This window comes from Limosilactobacillus gastricus PS3 (genome assembly GCF_000247775.1).
In the GTDB taxonomy this organism is placed as follows: Bacteria; Bacillota; Bacilli; order Lactobacillales; family Lactobacillaceae; genus Limosilactobacillus; species Limosilactobacillus gastricus_A.
On record NZ_AICN01000037.1, the window covers coordinates 1 to 16,222 of the forward strand.

Sequence of the window (16,222 nt, forward strand, 5' to 3'; positions counted from 1 at the left end):
GATTTTGATTATTCTCAAAATTTACAAAACCTGCTTGATCGAGGATATGTCTTAGCGTCAAGTGATTATCAAACCGGGGCTACCTATGATAGTGATGACAATAGTGACCAAACATTTACGGTTAAATTAGTTCATGGGACCACTGATTCAACTGAAACCAAAACGATTACGCGAACTATTAAGGTGACTAATCCAGATGGCTCAGTTACGATTACGACTCAACCAGTTACCCTTAGCCGCACGGTGACAACTGATCAAGTCACCGGCAATAAAACCTACTCGGATTGGACAAGCGGCGAATGGGAAGCCTATACAACGCCAAATATTGCTGGTTACACGCCTACTATTTCATCAGTAGCTGAAATGACAGTTACTAGTAACTTATCAGATCAAACCGTCCAAATCACATATACGCCTAATCAGCAACAAGCGCAGGTTAATTTAATTGATCAAACTACCGGGGCCGTCTTAAGTCAAGATGCCTTAATTGGGAAAAGTGATCAAGCCATTGATTTTTCAACTCCTAACTCCCAATTAACCTACTATCTTGCGCATGGCTACCAATTAGCCACCAATAATTCGAATGTCACTGGTGATATCATCACACCGACCGATTATGATCGGGATGATGATGAAACCCAAGTGATCAATGTCTATTTAGTGCATGCGACTGTTGAAACAACGGAATCAAAGACGGTCACGCGAACGATTAATGTTCATAATCCCGACGGGACGATTACGACCACGAATCAGCCAGTTACCTTAAATCGTTCGGTCACAACCGATCAGGTAACGGATAAGGCTACTTATGGGGAATGGTCAACTGGTAATTGGGAGCAATACGATGTCCCGAGTCAAGCTGGCTATACTCCGTCACGAAAGGTGGTAGAAGCCAGTGCCGTTGACGGGCAAACTTATGACCAATCTTATGATGTTTATTACACACCAAATACCCAAACGGCGATAGTAAACATGATTGACGAAACGACCGGGCAAACCATCAAAACGATCTCGCTAACTGGTCAGACAGCCGAAAATATTGATTTTTCAACTGCGAATGCTGACCTGAATGATTATCTCGCGAATGGCTATGAATTATCGACTAGCCAGGCTTCTGATGTTACAGAAGGGGAGATCACACCAGCTGTTTATGACAATGATGACCAAGTAAATCAAACTTATAACGTTTACTTAACCCATCGGATTGATTATTCAACCGAAACCAAAGTGGTTACGCGAACCATTAATCTAACCAATCCCGATGGGACGATCACGACGACGAAGCAGACGGCAACCATCACGCGCCCAGTCGAAACAGATGCCGTAACTAAAACTGTAACTAATGGTAATTGGTCATCCGCAACCTGGCCGACATACTCTACTCCGGATCAAGATGGTTATACCCCAACTTTAAAGACGATCGATGAACGAACAGTTGACGGGGCCACGACGGATGAAACGGTTAATATCAGTTACGTTGCCAATCAACAGATTGCTTCGGTCCGGATCATCGACGATACTACCAATAGTACCTTAAACTATGATAATTTAACTGGTGATTCCACCAGTTCAATTGACTTTGAACAAACTAATCAACAGATTCAAAATTATCTTGATCAAGGCTATGAGCTTGCTGCTACCAATCCAGATTTAACTGGTTCGGTAATGACCCCAACAGATTTTGATGATGACGATGACCAAAATCAGGACTTTACGGTGCACTTAATTCATGGCACCAGTCAATCAACCGATGCTAAAACCGTGACGCGAACCATCAAGATCACGAACCCCGATGGGACGGTCACTACTGAAGAACAACCGGTGACGATCACTCGTTCAGTCACAACGGATTTAGTTACGGGTGAGAAGACATACGGTGACTGGACTAGTGCTGAATGGCCGGTATTTGTTACGCCAACAATTGCTGGATACACGCCATCAACAGTTGTAGTGATGAATAGTAAGGTTGATGGAACTACTAATGACCAGACTGTTAATATTGATTATCGAGCAGATCAACAATTAGCAGCGGCTGTTATTATTGATGACACGACGGGCCAGCGCTTAAATACCTTTGGGATCTTTGGTCCTTCCGATAGTCAAATTGACTTTAGTGAAGCTAATGCGCAATTAGCCTACTATTTGGCTCACGGATATGTACTTTCGACGCAAAAAACATCTGATGTCACTGATGGGGTATTTAGTCCAAGTCAGTTTGATCATGATGATCAACAATTACAAACCTTTACGGTTTACTTATGTCACGGTACCTCCGAATCTACTGAGACGCGGACGGTCACAAGAACCATTAATGTCACGAATCCCGATGGATCACAAACTACCACTAGTCAACCCGTTGAATTGACGCGCACGGTAACAACTGATTTGGTTACTAATCAACAAACTATCGGTGACTGGACCAGTGGACAATGGCCGACTTACCTGACCCCAACCATCAAGGGTTATACACCATCACAAAGTGAAGTTGATTCATCAACCGTGGATGGGACGACCCAAGATCAAATCCCGCTGACCCGCAAACGGCCATCGTAAAAATCTTTGATGAGACGACGGGGGTCGAATTAGGACAACGGGAATTAAACGGGACGACTGGCGCAAAGATTGATTTCACCAGCTCAAATAATCAATTAGCTTACTATCTTGCTCATGGTTACCAATTAGCAAGTGACAATTCAGTAATTACGGATAAAACGATTACCCCTGCTAATTACAATGATGATCCTAATGATGTGCAAACTTTTACGATTAATTTAGTTCATGCTAGTCAAATTAGCCAAGAAAGCAAAACTATCACCCGGACCATTACGATTATTAAACCTGATGGCACTAGTGATACGCTTGAACAGCCAATTACTTTGACTCGCCAGGTCGAAACGGATCAAGTGACGGGTGATCAAACCTATGGTGATTGGTCAACCGATGAGTGGCCAGCATTTGAAGTACCTGTGGTTGACGGCTATACGCCGAGTCAAGCTTCAGTGGCTACGGAAAATGTGGATGGTGATACGAATGATCAAACGGTCACCATTACTTACCAACCTAATACCCAAGTCGCTACGGTTGAATTGATTGATCAAACTAGTGGGAAGACTTTGCAAAGTCTAAATCTTACCGGTAATTCTGATTCGGCGATTGATTTTGCGGATGCTAATACCTTGTTGAATGAATATTTAAAGCAAGGTTATCAATTAGCTAACCAAAATACGCAATTAACGAACGGACTTTTAACGCCTACTAATTATGATCATGATGATACAGTTGATCAGGACTTTAAGGTCTACTTGGTTCATCAAACGAGTCAGTCCGAGGAAAGCAAGACAATCACTCGAACGATTCGGATTCACAAACCAGATCAGACAACAGAAGTTGTTGAGCAACCGGTGACCTTAACCCGCACTATCACTACCGATCAGGTGACGGGCAATCAAAGCTTTAGTGCTTGGTCAACGGCTGATTGGGAGCAATACCAACTACCAACGGTCAATGGTTATCGGCCAAGTCAAGCCGTGATTGATTCGGCAGTCGTTACTGGTGACAGTAGTGATCAGACCATCGACATTACTTATGAAGCTAACCAACAAGTAGCAACAATTAAATTTATTGACGACACGACGGGCGAAACTTTATCCAGCCAAACGATTACAGGTCCTTCCAATAGTGCCATGGATCTAACGCAAACTCAGGATCTATTGGATAGTTATTGGAAACAAGGTTACATGCTATCAACCAACAATCCTGATGTGAATAATGGTCGTTTAATCACTCGTAATTTTGATGCTGATGATCAAGTTGATCAGGAACTTGTTATCCATTTAGTTCACTCAACAACTACCACTGATGATCCACGAACTATTACACGCACCATTAACATTACGCAACCAGATGGACAAACGTCCACTGAAGTCCAATCGGTAACCATTAATCGGACCATCATTACTGATAATGTAACTAAAGTAGCCTCAATTGGTGATTGGACAACCGGAGAATGGACACAGTATTCGGTACCAAGCATCTCTGGATACACGCCATCGCAAGGTCAGATGGATGCGACGACTGTTGATTGCGAAACGAACGATCAAGTGGTCAACATTAATTACCTTCCTAATGCTCAATTGGCCCAAGTTAATTTCATTGATCAAACTACCGGTCAAACTATCCGAACTGTCGATATTAATGGCTTGTCGGATGCGTCAATCAACTTCTCAGCAGCTAATCGGCAATTAGCTAATTATTTAGAGCAAGGCTATGCCTTAGCAGATGACAATCATGATTTAACGACTGATCTCTTAAATCCAGCTAACTACGATCACGATGACCAAGTTAATCAAACTTTCAACGTCTACCTGGTCCATCAAACCGAGGTGACAACTGAAACTAAGACCGTAACGCGGACCATTAATCTAATGCTGCCTGATGAAACAACTAAGATTATTGAACAACCAGTAACCATAAGTCGCATGGTGACCACCGATCAAGTCACGGGTGATCAAGAATTTGGGGCATGGTCAACTGGTGAATGGGAGGCTTATCAAGTGCCAACCATAGCTGGCTATCGTCCAAGTCAAGTCACGGTTAATCCAGCGACGGTTAGTGGTGATTCAAGTGATCAAACCATTACGATTTCTTATCAGTCTGATCCCCAGGTGGCAACCGTCACTTTCGTGGACCAAACAAATGGTAAGGTTTTACAAACTACTAATCTGACTGGTAAATCCAACGATAAGATTGACTTCTCCACGGTTAATGATCAATTAGCGGCTTATTTGGATCAAGGCTATGTATTGGGGTCACAAAATCCAGATGTAAAAGCTAACCAATTAATTCCTGCAGACTTTGATCAAGATCCGCAAGTAAATCAAAACTTTACGGTTTACTTGACTCACCAAACAGTTTCTTCAACCGAAAAGCAAACTATTACGCGGACCATTAACGTGCACTTACCTAATGGAACGGTCACAACAGTTGTTCAACCGGTTACGTTAACGCGCACTGTCACCACTGATCAAGTTAGTGGTCAGCAAACTACTAGCGATTGGTCAACTGGTGAGTGGGAGGCGTATCAATTACCAACTATCGCTGGATACACTGCTAGTCAGTCAACTGTTGTCCAAACACCGGTTAATGCTGACACGACAAATCAAGTTATCGATGTTAACTATCAAGCTGATCCGCAGGTTGCCCAAGTTAAATTTATTGATCAAACAAGCGGACAAACCGTTCAAACAGTTACTTTGACTGGTAGGTCAGATGAAGCAATCGACTTTACTTCAATTAATGAGATGATAAGAGCTTATCTGGCAGCTGGATATGAGCTGGCGCTTGTTAATCCAGACTTAACTAATGATCAGGTTACTTCAACTAAATATGACCATAACGATTCAACAACCCAAGCGTTCCAGATTTTCTTGGTTCATCAATTCAGTGACGGTCAAGAAAGTAAAACAGCCACGCGGACCATTACTTTGCATCTGCCAGATGGGACCAATCAGGTCATTAAGCAACCCGTAACCTTAACCAGAGCCGTTACAACGGATCTAGTAACTGGCCAATCATCCTATGGTGAATGGTCAACCAGTAGTTGGCCAGTATATGCGGTTAATACTATTGATGGTTACACGGCTTCACTTGCACAAGTAGACAGCAAAATCGTTAATTCAACTACGGCAGATGAAGCAATTGATGTTTACTATCTTGCAGATTCTCCAACCCAGCAAGCAACATCAAACACTGTCACAAATGCTGAAACAACTTCGCAAACATCAACTAATGCCAATCTTTCAAATGATAAGTTAGTTAAATTATCACCAACTAAAGCAAATTCCCAACAGACGAGTTCTAATAAACGCGTTAAGTTACCGCAAACTGGTAATAACCATGATGCAGCTTTATTGGGATTAGGATTAGCTTCCACGGCGGCCTTAATTGGTATGCTTGGCTTTAGTAAAAAGAAGGATGAACATTCATAGCTGAAAAAGGGCCCTCAATTTTGGGGGCCTTTTAATATTGTTATAGTAAAAAATAAAAATATTTTTATTTGAATAAATACATTAAGAAATAGTTAAATACATTCATATATCTGTTATAATATCGTCAACATATATTTAAAATATATCTAACGATAAATGAATAAGGAGGAATATATGGATAATAAATTGCATTTCAAGATGTATAAGAAGGGCAAACAGTGGATGATCGGTGGAATTGTCACCGCTGCGTTGTCCTTTGGGGTGGCTAACTTTGTCCAATCGCCCGTGGCTTCGGCTGACGAGGTTAGTGATACAACTAGTGCTGTTAATGCTGCTAGTTCGGCTTCCGATACAACGAGCACATCTGCATCTGCTAGTGACAATGTTGCTAGCAGCGCCACCAGCACTGCAAATACGAATACAGTAACAGCAACGGCAACTAGTGCCGATGGGACCTCGGTGACGGATGATAATACTAACAGTTCCAATGTTACTTTAACGCATGGTGATAATAGTACACGCAACGTAACGGTATCAGTTCCCGTGAGTGAGGGGGACACGGTAACGGTGACGGTTCCTTATATTTTCTCCGCTTCAACGGATCAAGATACTACGGGTGAATACTATACGGTAACGACCTCTAGCGAATCAGTAAGTAACCCTGGTTATATCACGAGCAAGTCATTTGCTAATACGACCTTTACCTATACGATGACGGGGAGTCGATCAGTTGAATTTAACGTGAAATTAACGCCAACGGTTTCGGACTGGTCATTTTTAACTCCCGGATCACAATTCCAAGTTGTAGTACGCAAGAACGGTCAAGATGTTGGGTATGTTACTTACACTATTGATGACCCGGCCACCATTACTTCATCCAATCTTAGTTTAGATCAAAACCAAACGACGAATTTGGTAACGGGGCAAAAATATGCTATTGGGTTGAACTTAGCTAACAATGGAACTTATGATGGAGACAATTTCGCAGGAACCACAGTTGTAAATGTCCCTGATGGCTGGCTCCTTGATACTTCTGGTAATTATGCTTATGGACTGAATGATGGACAGGGTAAAGGAAGCACACAGGTTGGGGACACCTTAGAAACCTTTAACGACTTATCGACTGGTGGGGTGACGGTAAGCCAAGATGGGGGCGCTGGAACGCCAGTTACCATTACTTTTAATACCGTCAAAAGCAGTTCGAATAGTAGTTTGAATAGTAATGAAATCATTCTCTGGGGAACCTACACCAAAGAATTATCAGCGGATGAAAATACTTTCACCACTAGTACCACTTACTATTCAACTAACACCAGTGGTGAACAAGCTAATAACGGAACTTTAACAACCAATAGTACAAATAACTTGGGAATTGCCGTAACTAATACTGAAAATGCATCCATTCAAGCAGAATTTGACCCAAATAGAAATAAAGATCATACTGATATTTTTACTGATAATGGGACGGCTGATGGTAGTCACCAAGCTGATGATAACCAATATGACTATCAAGAGGGTCGAACCTTGGTTGTCAATAATAATGGTAATGTTGCACAAACCAACGTCAATGTTCATCTTGATTTAGAACCAGGAACAGTACTCAACGGTGGTAATGGTTCCTATTCACTTGCTTTCACTAGCACAAGTGAAAATCAACCGGGCATCATCACCATTACGACAACTGATGGTAAAACTTACTCAAGTAGTCCGGTTTATGTTTCATCCAACGTGAACTCTTGGGTTTGGGGCATTAACGATGATGCTGTTGCGGCTGGCGTGGCCAAAGATGGTTCCAACATTGCTTCAATTGATATTAGTTACAAGAATCTTGAAGCAGGGACCTCATTAAGGGTCTCCTTTGCCAATAATTCAATTTTATCGTCAGCTACTAGCAAACAAGCAGGGGATACTGCTACTTATGCTTATCAGGTTACATCAGATCAAAATACCACTGGTGTCTCTGGCCAGATGAATTTAACGATTGCGGATCCGGCTAACAAGGCAGTTACCTTTACCGGTCAAGTTGAGAGCCAACCAAGTGGGTCCTATCAACCAACTAGTACGGATGGTGGGAATACCGCTACCATTGTTTATAATTTCCGTAGTAACAACACATCTGATGATAGCTCTTCTTACTTGGTAACAATTCCCGAAGGTTTTGATGTGACTGACACGAGTCAATTACACCTTTATCAAAATAATGAAAAATATACTGACGGGACTATCGAAGATCTAGGCTACGTTGGGGTCAATGGAGAACGGATGTTTAAAGTTACGCTGGCCACTACTCCTTCATATGCAAGCCCAATTTATCTAAAGGGGGCCACTGCTGATAGTCCAATCACAATTGTGGCTAATGAAGATCAACTGCCAGCCACTTATTCATACCGAAATGGTGACACTAGTAATGGAACAGCAATGAGTTTGATCATGGCCATTAATGATAATGACCAATTTGATAACCAATCTTATGATGAGGAAACCTTAACCTTGAAAGATGGGTCAACTTATAATGTTGTCTTATCATCAACCGGATGGTATTCAAATTATACGGAAGCTTCCTATAGCTTTACTTACCCATCAACTTATAGTCAATTAAACGGAATTAAGTCCAGTACTGATAACAAGTACACTACTAGTTCAAAACAAGCTGTTAGTTTAAACTACAGTGATAATCAAGACGTTACCAATACAACGGGGACAATCCGATTAACTAATATTCTGACTGATAAGAGTACTTCTGCTTACTCCAATAATGTTATTAATTTACCAAGTGTCGAAAACGGTGACAGTGCAACCTTACAACTGACTGGTCCAGCTACTGACACAACCACCAGCGGAAATGTATCGGACGTGCAAGTCCTTTACTCAACGTCATATGTAACTGATCCAGCTAATACATCTACTTTTGTTAGTGCGGATCAAATTACTGACTGGTCACAAGTAAAAGCCGTTATGCTTAAATCAGGAACGATGGAACCATCGGCGGTTGCCGCAACGTATCTGCCATTTGAAGTGACTGCTATGCAAGATGGTGTAACTAATACAACTGTTAGCCTTCCAGAATACTTCGTTGGTGACCACAGTGGCGTTACTTATAGCTTAAACACTAGTTTAAAGGTCAATGTTCAACGGTATGTTGATGTAATTACTAACTGGGTAACCCAGGCTGATGACGGGACCCAAACTGCAATTAAAGACCCAACAACCGAAACTGTTCAATCTAATAGTGCTTATACGACAAGTGGCCTAGCAGCTACCGAAATCCCTGCAAACTATCATTTATTGGAAACACCAAGTAATGCTACGGGGACGACAAACGCTACGAATGTAAATGTTACCTATGTTTATGTAGCCAACTTCACTACTAGTCCAGCATCGAAGGCTGTTTCACAAAACGTTGAATATACGGGAGCAGGATCAGCAACCCCTGCAACTAACACTCAATCATATACTTTTGCAGGAACCACAACGACTAATGATGTTACTGGTTCAAGTAGCACTGTTTGGAATGAAGATAGTCATATCTTTAATAGTGTGACAACGCCAGTAGTCACTGGTTACTACGCTGATCAAGCCAGTGTTGATGGGGCAACTGTAACGCCAGATAGTGATGATGTCACAACTACCGTTACTTACCATCAACTTGGTTCCATCGTGCCAGTAGATGAAAATGGTAATGAAATTGCGACGCCGGTAACTTACAATAACGATCCTTCGGATCCAACCAAGGCTGCTACTACAGACGTGCCAACCATTCCAGGTTGGACGACGACAACCACCAGTGTTGATCCAACTGATCCAGGTACCGATACGAAGGTAGTGTACACTCCAATCGTAATGCCAAGTCCATCCAATGATAGTCAGGATAATCCAGATAATTCATCATCCAAGACGATTACTGACTATACTGATTACACGACGCATACCATTACTACTTCTTATACTGACCAAGACCAACTTCTTACTACCACTACGAATTCTACTGCCGAATCAAATGGTCAAGGAGGTGATCAATTACCTCAAACAGGTAATGATGAACATGCTCAATCACTATTAGGTTTAGCCGGAATTTCAATGTTGGGATTATTAGGATATGGGTTAGCTAGTAAGAAGAAACGTCAATAAACTATTCAAATAATTGAGTCCATAGAAAACGTTCAAATCTCCCAGAGATTGAACGTTTTTTGGTATAATACATTTTAAAAATGAGGATTTATAACGATGACCATAAAATTTGAGCTCGCAACAAATAAGGATTTACCTAAAATTGTTGAAATATATAATGAAGCCATTCCAACTCATCAATCAACGGCTGATCTAGAACCAATTACGATTGATGATCGGATTGATTGGTTTAATAGTTTTGATGACACTCATCCCATCTGGCTAATTAAAGCTAATGATGAAACTGTAGGGTGGGTAGCTTTAGAACAAATGTATGGTCGGGCTGCTTATCAAAAATCAGCCGAAATTGCCATCTACTTATCCCCAAATGGGCAAGGCAAAGGTATTGGACCACAAGCAATCCAATTTCTAAAAGACCAAGCCAAAGAATTAGGGTTAAAGGCGATTGCAGCATATGTTTTGTCACAAAACCTGCCCAGTCGGAAAATGTTTGAGCGTTCTGGATTTGCCGAATGGGGTCATTTACCGAAAGTTTGTATCTTTGATGATATTGAACGAGATATTTACATTTACGGTTACCATCCGAATGATTAAGCAAAAAACTCATTTGAATTTAACAGCCAAATTTTGAATATCTCAATTTAAAAGTGATTGCTAGCATTATGTAATTAGAAGTCACATAAATTAATCAATTTGCTTCGAAAACAATTTCAGCCAATAAAGACCCCTCACCGAAAATTTGACATCCGGTATCATTAAAACTATAATTTTAATGACAGGTTGATCAGTGAATAAATCGGTTCCCTGTTAAAATCAAACTTAATTTAAGGAATCATTTTTATGGAATCAGATAAATACTTCCACTTAATCAAAATCGAATTGGAAAAGCTACCAGATTACGTTAATGAATATTATTTAGGAACTAATCATTCAGTAACGACCACGTATCAGTATCTAACCGAAATCCGGCGGTTTATGGATTGGCTACGTGCTAGCGGCGTTTCTAAAGCACCAACTAATCAGGAAATTCCGACCAGCGACCTGGAACATCTGAGTCGTAGTGATGTCATGCTATATATTGACTATCTTCAACATACAACTAATGCGCAAGGTCGTGTCAATTCGCCAACGTCCGTTAATCGCTCAATTAATTCCTTACGGTCACTCTTTAAGTTTTTAACGGTTACAGCGGATAATAACCATGGAGAGCCTTATTTTGATCGGAATGTGATGTTGAAAATTGATTCATTAAACAATACAAAGACCTTAAATTACCGGGCTCACGCTCTAGCTTCACATATGTATCGCGGCCAAATGAAATTCGATTTTATTAACTTCATTCAAAATGAGTATGCTCATAAGTGTGACAAACGAGCTTTGCCAGGCTTCGAAATGAACCGTGAACGCGATATTGCAATTATTGCCCTAATTCTCGGAACGGGTGTTCGAGTTTCGGAAGCAGCTAATCTTAATTTGGCGGACTTAAATTGGCAACAAGCAATGTTAGATGTTACGCGTAAAGGTGGTCAACGGGATTCGGTTCCGATTGCTCCTTGGTCCATGGAATATATTAAGTCTTATGCCGCTATTCGTGCCGAACGTTATCAAGCGCATAAAAAGGATCAAGCCTTCTTTTTGACCCTTTATCATGGTGAAACTCGCCGGATGACCACTAATTCAATTGAAAAAATGGTTAAAAAGTACTCGACGGCCTTTGGTCACCCCCTCACCCCTCACAAACTCCGGCATACCCTTGCCTCAGAACTGTATGGAATTACCAAGGATCAAGTCCTAGTATCACAACAATTAGGCCAAAAAGGGACTTCGGCGACAGATCTCTATACCCACGTTGATCAACAACAGCAACGCGCGGCCCTAGACGAAATTAGTCAAGAACGGAATTAATTATGTGCACTGCGATTACTTATCAAGACCATGGTAAAAATATCTTTGGTCGGACCATGGATTTACCAACTTTGAATACCCCTTGGGAATTAACCTATTTACCCAGTAACTATCAATTCACTCGCTATACTGATCAAACAAAATTTCAGAGTAAATATGCTATCTTAGGCGGAATGCGCCAAACTAATGGTAAATTTTTAATTGGTGATGGAATTAATGCCGCCGGGTTAGTGATTGCGGAACTGTATCTCCCTAACCTACCCCAATATCATCAACAAATTCAACCAAACAAGATTAATTTAGCCCCTCAAGACGTCACTGAATGGGTATTAGCAAACTATGATTCTGTTGCCTCAGTTCAAGCTGATCTAGCTAACTGGGCTCTGGTTGCTTCAAAATGGTATGACGATGCCATTATTCATCAATTTCATTGGATGTTAGTCGATCAAACTGGGACTTATCTGATTGAACCAACGGCCTTAAAATTAGAAATCCGTAAATTAGACATCCCCGTTATTACAAATACCCCTCGATATGACGATCATTTACGACGCTTGGCCAACTATATTAATCTAGATGCCGATCAGGATTTTAAAACTACTTTGAAAGAATTTGCTGGTGATTTACCGATTAATCCACGAACGCCAACCCAACGCTTTCAATATGCGGCCATTCGGCAAGCTAAACTACAATCAGCTTTCACCCCTGACGATCTTAATCAAATTTTACAAGCAGTTAAAATGGAGCATTTGCCTGGGCATGAAGACTATACGCACTATATTGGGACTATTGATTTAGTGAGCCAGACTTATGTTTATCATGATGTCGACCGCCACCAAACTAAAAGGGTCCACTTGGATCAATTAACACCCTTAAAATCCCCTTATATCTTCCATCCTCGTGACTATAAAAGGTCTTAACCGAGTTCCTTAACGAAACTTGGTTAAGACCTTTTTTCCATACTTTCAACTGAAATCCGCCATTATTGGTGTTGGCATTATTGGTGTTGGCGTCGCAGTATCCATTTCCTAAATTCATCAATCAAAATCAATGGGATTGGAATTGCCATTAAGAAGTACCAATTGTGTGCGTTTAAAGGCGCGGTTTGAAAGACGGATTGAAGAACTGGCACATAGGATAAACATAAGAATAAAGCAATTTCAAAAATGATCCCAATCGTGATCATCGAATTATCCCAAAACTGCCGAGTAAACATGGTTTGTTGGTTATAGCGAATGTTTAAAACAGCTGCGATTTGACAGAATATAATCGCCCCCAGCGTAATTGTCGTTGCTTGAACATAGACATTTCCGCTCGTTGGTAGATTGGCTAAACTATAACCATGCATCAGATTTCCATAGAAAAAGGCGATTACTGAAATAATGGATGATAATAAACCATACCAACCAAAGGCTTTAAGAACTAACTGGCGATTAATTAAATGTTCTGACATCTTCCGGGGTGGCCGCTCCATAATCCCGGCTTCAACTCTTTGTTTCCCTAGTCCAAGAGCTGGAATCATATCCGTACCTAAGTCAATTGCTAAAATCTGCATGACAGTAAGGGCTAAGGGGATTTTTCCACCTGATAAAAGGAAAAGCACCGAAGGGATCGCTTCTGGCATATTAGAATTCAAAATATATAACAAAAACTTGCGAATATTGGCGTATACTCCCCGACCTTCACGAATGGCTTCCACAATCGAGGCAAAATTGTCATCAGTCAGAATCATATCTGCGGCTTCTTTAGCCACATCCGTCCCGGTCACACCCATTGCGACCCCGATATCGGCTTTCTTCAAGGCTGGCGCATCGTTAACACCATCACCAGTAACGGCAACGACTTCACCCATTTCCTGCAAGGCATTCACCACCCGATATTTTTGTTCGGGCGCCATCCGAGCAAAAACAATTTCACCACTCAGGGCTGCTTTTAAGTCATCATCCGTCATTGCACCCAATTCTTCACCGGTCACGACGCGAAGTGGTTGATTGGGATCAACTAAACCAATTTTTTTAGCAATTGATTCCGCGGTTAAACTGTAGTCCCCCGTTACCATAATAATCTTAATGTGTGCTTGATGACAAAGTTTGGCTGCCGCCACAACTTCTTTACGTGGCGGATCCAGCATGACCGATAATCCAATAAAGACTAAAGCTTGTTCCACCGTATCATTCGTGGCTTGAGATAAGTCCTGGTATAAATTATCTGGTAAAGTACGTCCAGCAACCGCTAACACGCGGAGCCCTTGTTTAGCATAAGCATCATTGGCTGCCAGAATTTGTTGCCGAATATCATCGCCTAATGGTTTTACTTCGCCATTGATTAAGTAATAATCACAATGAGCAACTACGACATTGGGCGCCCCTTTAGTGTAGGTATTAAATTGATGGTTCGTGTCAGCACTTTGAATAACCGTCATCATCTTTCGATCCGAATCAAACGGTAACTCCTTAAGACGGACTGAATTAGTCCGCTCAGCCTTCAAATCTAGTTCTCCCTTTGCTGCCACAACTTCCAGACAAGCCTCTGTGGGATCCCCTAAAACCGTATAGCGCGGATGTTGATCATCAGGTGGCATAATGCGCGCATTATCAGCTAATAAGCCCCCGCGCAGTAATTCATAAAGATCTGGACTGGACTGATAATTAACTTGATGGGGCCCATCATAGATCTTGCCATTCACAGCATAGCCTTCTCCATCAACCCGATAGTGTTTTTGAACAGTCCATAAATCCGAAACCGTCATTTGATTTTGGGTTAAGGTCCCCGTTTTATCTGAACAGATTACCGAAGCCGAGCCCAAAGTTTCAACACTGGAAAGCTTTTTTACGAGGGCATTCTTTTTGGCCATTTGTTGAACGGCTCCCGCTAAGGATAGCGTAACGGTTGGCAATAACCCTTCAGGAATAAAGGCCACAATCATCCCTAGAGCAAAGATAAAGGATTTCACTAAGGGATAATGGACAAAGAAAGTTGCTACCAAGAAAAAGATTAAACCAATCGAAACCGCCAAAATGGAAATCTGTTTGGTTAAGACACTTAACTCTTTTTGTAAGGGACTTTGGTCATCGTGAACATTTTGCGTTAAAGCGGCAATTTTTCCAAAGTCCGTCGCCATTCCGGTTGTTACCACTACTCCAGTTGCATTTCCCTTCATCATCGAAGTCCCGGAAAAGACCATGTTAGTCAATTCAAAGTGATTCTTTTTCGGGTTAGTTACTGGTCGTTCATTCTTATGAACGGGGTTGACCTCACCGGTTAAAGAGGACTGGTTAACTTGTACATCCGTCGTTTGTAGTAATCGAATATCTGCCGGGATATCATCCCCCTCTTCTAACTTGATGATATCACCAGGTACTAAATCCTCAGCAAGAATTTTCACATCAGTGCCCGCACGGACGACCCGACTATGGGCTGGCAGCATCTTGCTTAATGCTTCGGTTGCTTTGCCGGCTTGATATTCCTGCCAAAAGGAAAAACAACCATTGATAAGATTAACCGCCCAAATGGCAATTCCCAGTTCTTGTAATTGAGCAAGAAAAGCAATGGCGCCCGAGATCCACAATAAGATTGCCATAGTAGAGCTAAAATTCTTTAAAAATTTTAACCAAATTGGTTCCCCCGCTTTAGTCTTTAGAATATTTTTCCCGTATTGGCGCTGACGTTGGCTGACTTCCTCTTCATTCAGGCCCGCTGAGCGTGTTTGCATTTGTTGATAGATCAAATTGGGATCGTCAATTTGAGCAATTGTGATAATTTGATCATGATCCTCACTCATGTAACCCACCCCCTAATTTACTTATTATTGATTATTATAAATCAGTCATTTTCAAAAGCAGCAAACTTTTTGAAACATTTGTTTGATTATTAATGAATTCCTAAAGCAATCCGGGCATAGCGAGTCATTTTTGACGGATCCCAAACGGGTTCCCAAACCAGTTTAATTTCACACTCAACTACCCCTGCAACCGATAAAACGGCCTGCTTAATTAACAAATTTAATTCATCAACTAAGGGACAGCCCATGGTAGTTAAGGTCATCGTCACCAGACAGTGGCCGGACTGATTTACGTCAATATCATAAATTAAACCTAAATTAACCAAATCGATTTGTAATTCAGGATCAATTACTTCCTTAAGTTGATCATAAACCCTTTGTTCAATTTTTGATAATTCCATACCTTCTCCTAGAAAAAAGC

General features: G+C 41.3%; 8 protein-coding genes and 1 pseudogene. 7 read left to right on the forward strand and 2 right to left on the reverse strand.

The genetic code is table 11. The features are described 5' to 3' along the window. The 7 genes and pseudogenes from PS3_RS10470 to PS3_RS04665 all read left to right on the forward strand — a co-directional run. Positions 1-2,553, forward strand: a 2,553-nt coding sequence (locus tag PS3_RS10470; RefSeq protein WP_040468189.1) for a mucin-binding protein, incomplete at its 5' end; no start/stop codon positions are given. A gap of 2 nt (positions 2,554-2,555) precedes the next feature. After that, positions 2,556-2,720, forward strand: a pseudogene (locus PS3_RS10865) (mucin-binding protein); the annotation flags it as partial. 30 nt (positions 2,721-2,750) lie between these two features. After that, positions 2,751-5,987, forward strand: a complete 3,237-nt coding sequence (locus PS3_RS10540) for a mucin-binding protein (RefSeq protein WP_040468190.1) — start codon at positions 2,751-2,753, stop codon at positions 5,985-5,987. A gap of 174 nt (positions 5,988-6,161) precedes the next feature. Further along, on the forward strand, positions 6,162-10,115 hold the full coding sequence (locus PS3_RS10480; protein ID WP_040468191.1) for a mucin-binding protein: 3,954 nt from the start codon (positions 6,162-6,164) through the stop codon (positions 10,113-10,115). A 96-nt stretch (positions 10,116-10,211) separates the two neighbouring features. Further along, positions 10,212-10,709 carry a GNAT family N-acetyltransferase gene (locus PS3_RS04655; RefSeq protein WP_007122191.1) on the forward strand — a complete coding sequence of 166 codons (498 nt, stop codon included), beginning with the start codon at positions 10,212-10,214 and terminating at the stop codon, positions 10,707-10,709. Positions 10,710-10,955: 246 nt separating this feature from the next. After that, positions 10,956-12,020 carry a tyrosine recombinase XerS gene (gene xerS, locus PS3_RS04660; protein ID WP_007122192.1) on the forward strand — a complete coding sequence of 355 codons (1,065 nt, stop codon included), beginning with the start codon at positions 10,956-10,958 and terminating at the stop codon, positions 12,018-12,020. Between the two features lie 2 nt (positions 12,021-12,022). Continuing rightward, entirely contained in the window at positions 12,023-12,940 is a 918-nt protein-coding gene (locus tag PS3_RS04665) for a linear amide C-N hydrolase (protein WP_007122193.1), read from the forward strand. A gap of 77 nt (positions 12,941-13,017) precedes the next feature. On the opposite strand, the gene PS3_RS04670 is transcribed toward PS3_RS04665, so the two are convergent. Beyond that, positions 13,018-15,801 (reverse strand): cation-translocating P-type ATPase, encoded by a 2,784-nt coding sequence (locus PS3_RS04670; protein WP_007122194.1) that lies wholly within the window; start codon positions 15,799-15,801, stop codon positions 13,018-13,020. 89 nt (positions 15,802-15,890) lie between these two features. Further along, complete coding sequence (locus PS3_RS04675; RefSeq protein ID WP_040468192.1) at positions 15,891-16,202, reverse strand: metal-sulfur cluster assembly factor; 312 nt, start codon at positions 16,200-16,202, stop codon at positions 15,891-15,893. Positions 16,203-16,222 lie beyond the last annotated feature (20 nt).